At 44.7% G+C, this 11,962-nt stretch carries 10 protein-coding genes and 1 pseudogene; 4 read left to right on the top strand and 7 right to left on the bottom strand.

Features of this window, described 5'->3' with window-relative positions; all coding sequences use genetic code 11:
- Positions 1 to 101: 101 nt before the first annotated feature.
- The 6 genes and pseudogenes from nqrF to AC5RDS_RS16490 form a co-directional block, all read right to left on the bottom strand.
- Positions 102 to 1,370: an NADH:ubiquinone reductase (Na(+)-transporting) subunit F gene (nqrF, locus tag AC5RDS_RS16465; protein ID WP_013611840.1), complete on the bottom strand. Its 1,269-nt coding sequence runs from the start codon at positions 1,368 to 1,370 to the stop codon at positions 102 to 104.
- A 176-nt stretch (positions 1,371 to 1,546) separates the two neighbouring features.
- Positions 1,547 to 2,164, bottom strand: a pseudogene (nqrE, locus tag AC5RDS_RS16470) (NADH:ubiquinone reductase (Na(+)-transporting) subunit E); the annotation flags it as partial.
- Between the two features lie 18 nt (positions 2,165 to 2,182).
- The gene (locus AC5RDS_RS16475) at positions 2,183 to 2,824 is read right to left on the bottom strand and encodes an NADH:ubiquinone reductase (Na(+)-transporting) subunit D (protein ID WP_013611838.1); all 642 of its coding nucleotides are present in this window, start codon (positions 2,822 to 2,824) and stop codon (positions 2,183 to 2,185) included.
- 1 nt (position 2,825) lies between these two features.
- Entirely contained in the window at positions 2,826 to 3,512 is a 687-nt protein-coding gene (gene nqrC / locus AC5RDS_RS16480) for an NADH:ubiquinone reductase (Na(+)-transporting) subunit C (RefSeq protein WP_013611837.1), read from the bottom strand.
- Positions 3,513 to 3,548: 36 nt separating this feature from the next.
- Positions 3,549 to 4,685 (bottom strand): NADH:ubiquinone reductase (Na(+)-transporting) subunit B, encoded by a 1,137-nt coding sequence (locus tag AC5RDS_RS16485; RefSeq protein ID WP_013611836.1) that lies wholly within the window; start codon positions 4,683 to 4,685, stop codon positions 3,549 to 3,551.
- An 83-nt stretch (positions 4,686 to 4,768) separates the two neighbouring features.
- Positions 4,769 to 6,124: a Na(+)-translocating NADH-quinone reductase subunit A gene (locus tag AC5RDS_RS16490; protein ID WP_013611835.1), complete on the bottom strand. Its 1,356-nt coding sequence runs from the start codon at positions 6,122 to 6,124 to the stop codon at positions 4,769 to 4,771.
- A 174-nt stretch (positions 6,125 to 6,298) separates the two neighbouring features.
- On the opposite strand from AC5RDS_RS16490, the gene AC5RDS_RS16495 reads away from it, so the two are divergent.
- Both AC5RDS_RS16495 and AC5RDS_RS16500 read left to right on the top strand, forming a co-directional pair.
- On the top strand, positions 6,299 to 7,537 hold the full coding sequence (locus AC5RDS_RS16495; RefSeq protein ID WP_494222414.1) for a type IX secretion system plug protein: 1,239 nt from the start codon (positions 6,299 to 6,301) through the stop codon (positions 7,535 to 7,537).
- Between the two features lie 132 nt (positions 7,538 to 7,669).
- On the top strand, positions 7,670 to 8,086 hold the full coding sequence (locus tag AC5RDS_RS16500) for an META domain-containing protein (protein ID WP_013611834.1): 417 nt from the start codon (positions 7,670 to 7,672) through the stop codon (positions 8,084 to 8,086).
- Positions 8,087 to 8,262: 176 nt separating this feature from the next.
- Here AC5RDS_RS16500 and dapF read toward each other — a convergent pair whose 3' ends face one another.
- Positions 8,263 to 9,066 (bottom strand): diaminopimelate epimerase, encoded by an 804-nt coding sequence (gene dapF, locus AC5RDS_RS16505; RefSeq protein WP_013611833.1) that lies wholly within the window; start codon positions 9,064 to 9,066, stop codon positions 8,263 to 8,265.
- Positions 9,067 to 9,185: 119 nt separating this feature from the next.
- On the opposite strand from dapF, the gene AC5RDS_RS16510 reads away from it, so the two are divergent.
- Together AC5RDS_RS16510 and AC5RDS_RS16515 are read left to right on the top strand one after the other, a co-directional pair.
- Complete coding sequence (locus AC5RDS_RS16510) at positions 9,186 to 10,640, top strand: Do family serine endopeptidase (RefSeq protein ID WP_013611832.1); 1,455 nt, start codon at positions 9,186 to 9,188, stop codon at positions 10,638 to 10,640.
- A gap of 99 nt (positions 10,641 to 10,739) precedes the next feature.
- On the top strand, positions 10,740 to 11,600 hold the full coding sequence (locus AC5RDS_RS16515) for a sigma-70 family RNA polymerase sigma factor (RefSeq protein WP_013611831.1): 861 nt from the start codon (positions 10,740 to 10,742) through the stop codon (positions 11,598 to 11,600).
- Positions 11,601 to 11,962: the final 362 nt, after the last annotated feature.

Below are 11,962 nucleotides of genomic sequence, written 5' to 3' on the forward strand. Positions count from 1 at the left end.
ATTAGCAGGCTGCCGGACTCTTGAAGTGAAGTGCCCCCAAAAAGTTGGACATAAAACTTTTTGGGGGCATTTCATTGTTAGACAGTCCCTTTTTATTGGGGTTATCCACCGAAGTTGTCGTACATAACATTTTCGTCGGGAACTCCCAGATCGTACAGCATTTTGGTTACTGCCTGGATCATCATTGGAGGTCCGCACAAGTAGTATTCGATATCTTCGGGGTTCTCGTGGTTCTTCAGATAGTTCTCGAAGATCACCTGGTGTACGAAGCCCGGTTTGTAGGCCACGCCGGCAGCATCTGCTACAGGGTCGGGACGGTCGAGGGCTAGTGTCCAATGGAAATTCGGATTTTCTTCCTGGATCTTATTGAATTCATCCACGTAGGGAGCTTCCTGCAGAGCACGTGCTCCGTACCAGAAGGTCACTTTACGGTCTGTATGTATCGTATGGAACAGGTTGAAGATGTGTGAACGCATCGGAGCCATACCGGCACCACCACCGATGAACATCATCTCGTTGTTGGTTTCGCGCAGGAAGAATTCTCCGTAAGGACCGGAAATCGTTACTTTATCTCCCGGTTTACGCGAGAAGATGAAAGAAGAACAGATACCCGGATTTACCGGAGCAAAAGCGCCTGCCGCACGGTCGAACGGCGGAGTGGCGATACGAATGTTCAACATGATGATATTGCCTTCTGCCGGGGAATTGGCCATAGAGTAGGCCCGGTAGGTCGGTTCGGGATTATGCATCTTCAGATCGAACATTTTCATCTTTTCCCAATCGCCTTTGTATTTTTCATCGATGATCATGTCCTTGAAGTCGACATCCAAGGCAGGTACATCGATTTGAATATAACCTCCGGATTTGAATTTCAGATTTTCACCTTCCGGCAATTTTACAACGAATTCTTTCAGGAAAGTAGAAATATTCCGGTTGGAAACTACGGTACATTCCCATTTTTTGATTCCCATCACGGATTCCGGAATACGCATTTCGATATTTTCTTTCACTTTCACCTGACAAGCCAGACGCCAGTTTTCGTGCTGCTGTTTGTAGGAGAAGAAACCTGTTTCGGTCGGGAGGATAGAACCTGCACCCGAATCTACCTGGCATTTACACATACCACAGGAACCTTTACCACCACAGGCCGAAGGCAGGAATATTTTCTGGCCTGCCAGGGTGGACAACAGTGAGCTGCCCGGTTCGGTTGTAATGATCCGGTCGCCATTGTTAATGCTGATTTTCACATCCCCTTTGGCGGTCAGTTTGGCTTTGGCAAACAAAAGGATACCCACCAGAATCAGGATGACAATCAGGAATACCACAATGCCGGTAGTGACGATTGTTGTATTTATTGCTAATAGTACCATTTAATTTTAAATTTTAGATTTTAAATTTTAAATTATTCTGCATCGGCATTGCCTTCATTTTGTGCTGAAGCCATCTGATCTTTTTCAGTCAGGTAACCGGTGACGGTCTCTTTTTCACCATAGGAGGATACCTGTGCCGTCGTTTCGGTTTGTGCCGGCTGAGCTTTCAGTTTATTCAGGTCGATACCCAGGAAACTCATGAAAGAGATAGCCATCAGTCCGGTCACGATAAACGTGATACCGATTCCCCGTAATGGAGCCGGAATGTCGGAATATTTCAGTTTCTCCCGGATAGCGGCAATACATACGATAGCCAGCATCCAGCCGATACCTGAGCCCAAACCGAATGTCGTCGCTTCGAGTACACTGCCGTAGTTCCGCTGTTGCATAAACAGGGAAGCTCCCATGATAGCACAGTTTACAGCGATCAGAGGCAGGAAGATACCCAATTGGTTGTACAAAGCGGGAGCAAATTTCTCGACGATCATTTCCACCAATTGTACCATAGCAGCGATGATGGCGATGAACATGATAAAACTCAGGAAGCTCAGATCGATTCCGGCAGCTTCATCCCCGAGCAACCATTGTAAAGCACCGGGTTTCAACACATAGTTGTCTAACAGATAGTTGACCGGAACGGTGATGAACAATACGAAAATAACAGCGATTCCCAGACCGAAAGAGGTCTTCACAGTCTTCGATACGGCCAGATAGGAACACATGCCTAAGAAATAGGCAAAGATCATATTGTCGATGAAGATGGAACGGACGAATATATTTAATAGATTTTCCATATCTTATTTTTACTTTAATTATTTTTCTATTAAATCTTTATTTCTGGAACGGTGTACCCAGATAATCAGTCCGACAAGAATCAAAGCCATGGCCGGCATAATCATCAAACCGTTATTGAGATAACAACCGCCGTTCTGTACATACCACGATTCCGGAATAATACGGAAACCGTAAAGTGTACCCGAACCGAGCAGTTCACGGAAGAAAGCTACGATCACCAGGATCAGGCCGTACCCCAAACCGTTACCGATACCATCTAACAAAGAAGGCCAGGGTTTATTGGCGAGGGCGAAAGCTTCGATACGTCCCATGATGATACAGTTGGTGATGATCAATCCGACATATACGGACAGCTGTTTGCTGACATCGTAAGCGAAAGCTTTCAACAGCTGATCGACGATGATTACAAGAGCGGCCACAACGACCAATTGTACGATGATACGGATACGGGTCGGAATGGTATTTCGCATCAGCGAAAGGATCACATTCGAGAAAGCGGTTACGGCCGTTACCGAAAGCCCCATTACGATGGCAGGCTCCAGCTTGGCAGTAACAGCAAGGGCAGAACAAATACCCAGGACCTGTACGATAACCGGGTTGTTCTTACTCAGAGGACCGAGCAGGAATTCCCGGTTCTTAGCTGAAAATAATGCGCTCATTTTATTTTTGTTTTAAAAACGGTTCGTAATAGGTTAAGTAATTCTTGATCATGGTCTCTACTCCTTTGGAAGTGATCGTACCTCCGGATATGGCATCGACTTCATTCGCCCCGGAAGCATTCCCGCCTTTTACGACCAGAATTCCAACCAACTGATTCCCGGAGAAAATCTGTTTGTTCCGGAATTCTTTATTGAATTCAGGCGTGGTAATTTCAGCTCCCAACCCCGGAGTTTCTCCCTGGTGGTCGAAGAAAGTACCGTAAACGGTATCTTTGTTGTCGTCCAGGGAGATATATCCCCAGATAGGGCCCCATAAACCGGCTCCGTAAATCGGTAGGATGTATTTGGTGGCTCCGTCGACATTGGCGACAAATACGGGAAGTTCCCGTTTTTCAACCGGTAGGTTGTATTGTTTTTCGATGTTTACGTCAAAGGCCTTGCCTTCGATTCTATCTCCTTTGCTGTTTATAATAAACTGCTCCTTGATATATTTGTCGAAGAGTTCTGCAGAATTGGCAGCAGTGGAGGAAATGTGTATCGCACTCAGTATGTTCTGTCTCTTTTCGTTTTGGCGGTTTTCATTCTGCCGGGGTTGCAGGGAAAGAGATACGATGGATAGTAGCGCTGCAACAACGACTACCAGAACAACTGAATAGAGGAATGTATAGGTATTTCCTTGTTTATTCATATCTTTTAAATCTATGATTGCTTAAATCTTAAATCGTCAATTAGCAACGGCTTTCGCTCTTTTCAGTCTGCGTTTGATGTTAGCCTGTACAACGAACCAGTCGATCAGGGGAGCGAACGTGTTCATCAGCAGGATGGCCAGCATCATGCCTTCGGGATAACCCGGGTTGATGCAACGGATGATCACAGCCATCGCTCCGATCAACAGACCGTAAACATATTTACCTGTATTGGTTTGAGCGGAAGTTACCGGGTCGGTAGCCATAAATACCGCTCCGAAAGCAAAACCGCCCATTAACAGTTGCTGATAGGCTTCGACACCGGAAATCGGCTGGAATATGAGCGCCATGAGATAACCTCCGACAAAAACCGAAATCATGGTGCGCCAACTGGCGACGTTGGTCAATAACAGAATCACAGCTCCGATCAGAATACAGAAGGCCGAGGTTTCACCGACCGAACCGGGAATAAATCCCCAGAACATGTCTGCCGTACTGTAAGTCAGGGGTTGGCCCAGAGCCATTTGTGCCAGTGGAGTGGCTTGTGAGATGGCATCGGCTGTGTCTCCGGCAATCCATACTTTATCTCCTGAAATCATAGAAGGATAGGAGAAGAAAAAGAAAGCACGGGCCAACAGGGCTGGATTCCAGATGTTCATACCTGTACCTCCGAAAATTTCTTTACCGATGATTACTGCGAAGGCTGTCGATAAAGCCACCATCCATAACGGAGCTTCGACAGGCATAATCATGGGGATCAGTAAACCGGAAACCAGAAAACCTTCATTGATTTCATGTCCCTTCATTTGGGCGACTGCAAATTCGATGCCCAATCCAACGACATAAGATACGATGATCATGGGGAGCACTTTCCACAAACCGTAGAAGAACAGTTGGAAGAAAGTGGTGTCTGCCAGGCCGCCGACAGCATTGAAATGCTGATAACCTACGTTGTATATCCCGAAAAGAAGTGCCGGAATCAAAGCAAGTACCACGATGATCATGGTTCTCTTCAGATCGACGGCATCCCGGATATGAGCTCCGCTGGAAGTGGTCGTATTCGGCACGAAAAGAAAAGACTCGAAACCGGTGAAAACGGAGTGGAATTTTTCCAGCTTACCTCCTTTTTCAAATTTGGGTTTCTGCTTATCCAGATAATTTCGTAAAAAGTTCATTTTATTAATTTTAGATTTTAAATTTTAGATGTTAGCTCCGATACCTCCCTATTGGGTGATGATCGGAAATCTTCCATCGTAAATTAATTCGTTTCTTTCATCATCAGTTCGATTCCGTCGCTCAGGATTTTCTGAACAGGCGTCTTCGAGGTACAGACAAATTCACATAAAGCCATGTCTTCGGGCACAACTTCGTAGATACCGAGTTGTTCCATGCGGTCGATATCCTGGGCAAGGACAGCTTTCAGCAAATATACCGGATAGATGTCCATCGGAAATACTTTTTCATATTGTCCGGTAACGACGAAGGCCCGGCGTTCACCGTGGTAATTGGTGTCCAGGGTGTAATGTTTCTTCGGACATAAAAAGGACGGGAATAATCTGGAAGCCGAGAATTTATTGAAACCCGGGGCCGCCCAGCCTAAAAATTCGTAGTTATTGCCTTCCGGGATGACGGTGATTTGATTGTCGTAATAGCCCAGATGACCTTCCGGAACGACTCGGGTTCCGGTGAGTACGTTGCCGGAAATGATCCGTTGTTCTACTGCATTTTTTAATTTTCCTGCGGTGAGATCCTGAATAGAAGCACCCAAAATACTGTGATAATACTGGGGTTTTGTCACTTCAGAACCGGCCAGGGCGATAATTTTACGTGCATCGAACCGGCCTTCATTGAACAGGCGGCCGATGATAGCGACATCCTGAATGTTGACCACCCATACTTGTTCTCCTTTGTTGATCGGATTCAGGTGATGAATCTGAACACCTACGTTGCCAGCCGGATGCGGACCGGCAAAATAATTGATATCTACATGCTGTAGTTTGGTAAATACAGAAGCGGAGGGAGTATTTTCCTGCAAGCCCAGATTTACATTTTTATTGCAGAGTTTGCAAAGGCAATCGATACCGGTTTGAAGATCTTTGCTCTGATTGTTCAGGATCAGGTCGTAATCCGGAGCCAGAGGAGCAGAATCGAAGGCCGACACGAAAACGGCTTTCGGTGTACTCATCGGGTCTGCAATGATGTCGTAAGGACGTTGTTTGATCAGAGGCCAAACGCCGCTTTCCAACAGCCTGTCGATGATTTCATCCCGATTCAGTTTGCTGACTTCTGTTTTTCCGAAATCCCGGTACCGGGTCTCGGCATCTGCCTTGACTACGACTTCCAGTAATTTACGTCTTTCGCCTCGGTTGATGGCTTCAATGGTACCACTTACCGGTGTTGTGAATTTAATTTCGGGATGTGTTTTGTCGATAAATAAGACATCTCCCGCTTTCACTTCATCGCCGACCTTGACTGCTAGTTTCGGAGTCATAGCCCGGAAATCCGTCGGTTTTAACGCACAACTGGTTATTTTACCAGCAGGTTGCACCACTTTTTCCGCTTCTCCGTTTAACTTGATATCAAGGCCTTTTTTTAATTTGATTACCTTGGACATGTGTTTTAATTATTAATAATTAAGTATTTACAATTACTGACCACATAACTTTTTACCTCGCCCCGATAAGGGGCTTGCAAAAATATGAAGTGTTATAGTTTTCCTAAAATTAAGACACAAATATACAAACCAATTACGTAATTTTGTCGTTAATTAGATTTTAATTTATTGGGGATGAAGTTTTTTTTGAATCTATCGGTTTTTATCCTGGGGATAGGGAATATGATACCGGCGCAAAGCCAGATCAGAACCGTTCAGTGTTACCCTGTCGGCAGTCCTTTTGCCGAACCGGTTATCGAGTTGGGGAGTGGACAGCAGCTTTTTTTTAGTTTCGACGATCTGAGTAGCGAGACGAACTCATATACCTATAAAATTGTTCATTGCGATCCTGATTGGAATAATTCCAATTTGAGCAGTTTTACTTATTTGACCGGATTTTTCAGTAATCCGCTGGATAATTACGAATACTCTTTCAATACGGTTGTGCCTTACACCCGGTTTACCTTGAATTTGCCGAATGAAGAAGTGGGTATCAAATTGTCCGGGAACTATTTATTACAGGTATACAACGATCAGAATCCGGATAGTGCGGTTGTTTCACAACGTTTTGCTGTCGTGGAAAATAAGGTCGGTATCGCTGCATCTGTGGTGAATAGCACGAATCCTACTTTTTTGTACACTTCCCGGCAACTGAATTTTACAGTGAACTATACCGGTTTGCAGATCTATGATCCGGTGCGGGATACCCGGGTGTATGTGACTCAAAACCAGGATCCGAATTCCCGCAGAAATTTTACTCCCACTTTTGTCCGGCAAAACCAATTGGTATATGGCAACGGGAGCGATAATATTTTCAACGGTTTGTCTCCTTTTCGTAATTTCCAATGTTCCAGTTTGGTTTATTATACCCGTTATGTGAAAGATGTATTGAAGGGACCGGAAGGGAGATATAATTTCATCCTGGTACCTGGTACCGTTCCTCAGCGTTATATTCCGACCCCTGATCGGGGGGGGAATTTTTACATCGAGGCAGAGAATGTACAAAATTCTGATCTGGAAGCCGATTATATCGTCGCCCATTTTGCTATTCTTTATCCGGAACCTATTCCCGGAGCGGAAGTTTATATCTATGGGAAATTTGCAGACTGGCAGTTGCTGCCTGAATTAAAAATGGACTATGATGCGAAGAATAAAGCGTATGTCGGGCAGGCCGAGCTGAAACAGGGATATTATGATTATATGTTCGCTGTAGTCCCTTCGAAGGAGAAAAAACCTGATTTGGTGACTATGCAAAATAATTTTTATCAGACGCCGGACGAATATAATATCCGCTTCTATATGTATGATTATAATGTTATGTGTTTTAGATTGTTAGGGTATCAGACCGTAGGCGCAAAACCAATGGGAAGCTAAAGAGGGAGAAGAACATAACGGATTATGTTGGCATGATATTTGCTGAAAAAGAAATGATATATTAAGGGATACCATTGTATCGTTTGCTATGGTATTTTAAGTTTAATAGTTTAAATTGAAAAGGAAAAAGTCATGAAAAGTTTTTTACTCGTGTTATGTGTTGCGTTATCTGTTGTCGGATGTAACTCTTCGAAAAATATGGCGAAGTTGAGTGGAGTGAAATGGGTATTGCAAACGCTTAACGATAAAGAATTGAGCTTGACCGATCCCAATAGCGAGATTTTTATTCAGTTTAATGAAGCCGAACACCGGGTGAACGGAAGGGGGGGCTGTAACCGTTTTTTCGGTAATTATGAAATGGAGTCGAGCCGTTTGAAATTTTCTCCGATGGGAGCGACGCGGATGGCTTGTCCCGACCTACAGACCGAAACGGAATTTTTCCAAATGCTGGATGGTGTAGACGGTTATTCGATCAAAGATAACAAACTTTCTTTCCTGTCTAAAAATAAGGTAGTCGCTGTATTTAAAAAGGCCGAAGAAGCTAAGTAAAGGTTTTCCGGCTGGCCGGAAAAACGATCGGCGAACTCCTGTCTCTGATTGATGTTTCGTGGCTTGACATTTCTGTGGCTGATAAGCGAAATAGCCTTCCTGATGAAATTTTTCCCGGAATCGAAGATTGCGCCAATCAGGAAGGCCTAAAGGTGGGAGGCTGACCGGCACTCCGCTTACATTGCTTTCTTGTCTCGGTTTTGGGGTGTTTCGATTTCGCCGGCAAAAACGAATTCGGCAGGACCTTCCAGCCAAATGTCTGTGAAATGGTTGTCTGCCAGTTGTTTGAAACTTACTTTCAATATACCTCCTTTGGTTTGTAACGTATAGGTCCCGGAGTGGTCGTGATTTAACAGGGCTGCGGAAAGGGCAGCGGCTACACAACCGGTCCCGCAGGCGAGGGTTTCGTCTTCGACTCCTCGCTCATAGGTAGCGATTCGGATACATGCCGGAGTGGGGGTAATGAAGTTTACGTTGGTGCCTCCGGGTTGGAAAGAAGGGGCATAACGGATCATACGGCCTGCTGTGACGACGTCCGTCTGAAATGCATCGGCTACTACTTTTACATAATGGGGAGAGCCGGTATCCAGGAAGAAATAATCGGGGGTCACCGTAATTCGGGATACATCGTTCATTTTAACCCGTACGCCCTGGAGGGTAATTTCGCCCTGATGTTCACCGTCTGCTGCCAGGAAACGGGTGGTTTGCAGAAACAGGCCCAAGCGATGGGCATAGGCAACGATGCATCTGCTGCCGTTACCGCACAGACTGGCTTCCCTGCCATCGGAGTTGAAATACCGCATCTTGAAATCGTAACCCGGACAAGTTTCTAATAACATCAGGCCATCGGCTCCGATACCGAATTTGCGATCACAGAAATACTCAACAATTTCTCTTGTAAATTCGTATACCTGATTGCGATTATCAATGATAATGAAGTCATTGCCAGCACCTTGAAATTTTTGAAACTTAATAATCATAGTGTGATGTTAAGCTTTGCTAATTAAGAAATTATTAATAAACACTTGGCAAAGATATTGTTACTATTGTAAACGACAAAGATAATTGGAAATTGTAACAATTTAATCAGGAAGAGAATATGAAAATAACAAAGTTTATTATTCCGTTGGTGTTAGGGCTTGCAGGCGGCCTGATTGCTTATTTTATAGCTGATAATTTCGGTTCGAAAACCATACAACCTACCCTGCAACACCAAATTGTAGGTCCGGGCGCTGTGCGTCCTGTCGTTCATAAATCTGAAAATGACGTACTTAATGACAGTGCTGGGCCGGTAGACCTGCGAATGGCTGCCAAAAAGACAGTACCTGCTGTGGTCAATGTGATGACCGTACAGATGAGAAAGGAGTATTATGGAAATCCTTTGGAATTTTGGTTTGGAGGAGTACAACCCCAGATGCGTGAAGTGCCCCGGAATATGGGAATCGGATCGGGAGTGATCATTACGGAAGATGGTTATATCATTACCAATAATCACGTGATCGACCGGAGTGATAAGGTGATGGTTACTTTGAACGATAAGCGTGAATTCGAAGCAAAGGTAATCGGAACCGATCCCGATACGGATATAGCCCTGTTGAAAATCGATGCGAACGGTTTACAGCCTATCGAATACGGTAATTCGGATGATGTGGTTTTAGGAGAATGGGTACTGGCTGTCGGTAATCCTTACAATCTGACTTCTACGGTTACGGCAGGAATCATCAGTGCCAAGGCTCGTCAGCTGGGGGGAAAAATGAACCTGGAATCTTTCTTACAAACGGATGCTGCGGTGAATCCCGGAAATAGCGGTGGTGCCTTGGTGAATGCGAAAGGAGAGTTGATCGGTATCAATACGGCTATTCAGTCACCTACCGGGAGCTATTCGGGATATTCGTTTGCAGTGCCGGTGAATGTAGCACGTAAAGTGGTCAGTGACCTGAAAGAATACGGTAAGGTACAGCGGGCAATGATCGGTATCAAGATGCAGGAATTGACTCCGGCCTTAGCGAAAGAATACAAGTTGAAAGAGCAATCGGGTATTTATGTGGCGGAAGTGATTCCGGGTGGAGCTGCTGAAAAGGCCGGAGTGAAAGTCGGGGATGTTATTTTGCAGTTGAATGGCTATGAAGCGAAGACTTTTGCACAGTTGCAGGAACAGTTGGCCCAATATACCCCCGGGAATACGGTTCAGATGACTTTGAGCCGGGATGGAAAAGAGAAGGTTGCAGATGTTGTTTTGCAAAATAGTTATGGAGATGTCAGCCTGAAGACCGGTTCCGGAATTTTGGGAGCTGAGGTGCAACCCTTGACGCAGGCAGAACGTTATCGCTATCGGCTGAATAAAGGGGTTAAGATTACCGATTTGAAAAATGGTAAATTAAAATCAGCTGGGTTGACCGAAGGTTATATTATTGTTAAAATTAACGACATGGTCATCTACGATAGCGAGGATTTGGAGAGGGCTCTGAAAGCAGCCGGAGATGAGGGAGTTTTCGTTACTGCAGTGAGTCCGAGGGGAAGAGTTGAATATTTCGCTTTTTCGCTGCTGGATTAAAAAATGTTAATCTACTAAGATTGGACAATTTTACAAATTGCTTAATGAATAAAAAACCATACCTTTGCAGGACGTTTGCAGTGGTATATAAAAGATAGTATGAGACAACTAAAAATCACAAAATCAATAACCAACAGGGAAAGTGCATCTCTGGATAAGTATTTGCAGGAAATTGGTAAAGAGGATCTGATAACCGTTGAAGAAGAAGTTGAGCTGGCTCAGCGGATCCGGAAGGGAGACCAGAAAGCACTGGAGAAATTGACGAGGGCGAATCTGCGGTTTGTAGTGTCTGTGGCCAAGCAGTATCAGAATCAAGGCTTGAGCTTGCCGGACTTGATAAACGAGGGGAACCTCGGTTTGATCAAAGCTGCAGAAAAGTTCGACGAAACCCGTGGGTTTAAGTTTATATCTTATGCAGTGTGGTGGATTCGTCAGTCTATCCTGCAGGCTTTGGCAGAACAGTCGCGTATTGTTCGTTTGCCTTTGAATCAGGTTGGTTCATTGAATAAAATCAACAAGGCTTTTTCGCGTTTCGAACAAGAGAACGAACGTCGTCCTTCGCCTGAAGAATTGGCTGATTCATTGGATTTGCCCGCAGAAAAAGTGGCCGATACGTTAAGGGTATCCGGACGTCATATTTCAGTGGATGCTCCTTTCGTCGAGGGAGAAGATAATAGTTTGCTGGATGTATTGGTAAATGACGATTCGCCTATCGCTGACCGTACGTTGATCAACGAATCGCTTTCTACCGAAGTAGAAAGAGCTTTGTCTACTTTGACCGAAAGGGAAAGGGATATTATCAAATTATTCTTCGGGATCAATACCCAGGAAATGACTTTGGAAGAGATCGGCGAGAAGTTCGGTCTGACCCGTGAAAGGGTGCGGCAGATTAAAGAGAAGGCCATTCGTCGTTTAAGACACTCTTCAAGAAGTAAATTGTTGAAAACATACTTAGGATAATGAAAACGCCCTTCGGGGCGTTTTTTCGCTTATATATTGATACTCAAAGAGGCCGGGTCCTTTCGGTCCTGATCCGATCTGCCCTTCCTGTTTAGCGTATTGGAAGGATTTCTCCCCCTGGTGCAGATAAAAGATTTAGCTCGGAATGATATTCCTAACCGGCATTGAAAATACTTCGATCGGCCGGTTACAGACGAGATTGTAGACTAAAGTGTGTCTGTAAAGTTAATTATTTTATTTACTTGACACACTTTAGTCTACAATCAGGGCGACCGCACCAAAATTCCTCTAAAAAGTTTATCATTGCAAAATGAATACCTCTAATTATTTTTCAGAAGTGACAGATCCTCGTGTAACAGGTC

It is taken from the genome of Odoribacter sp., from assembly GCF_985060555.1.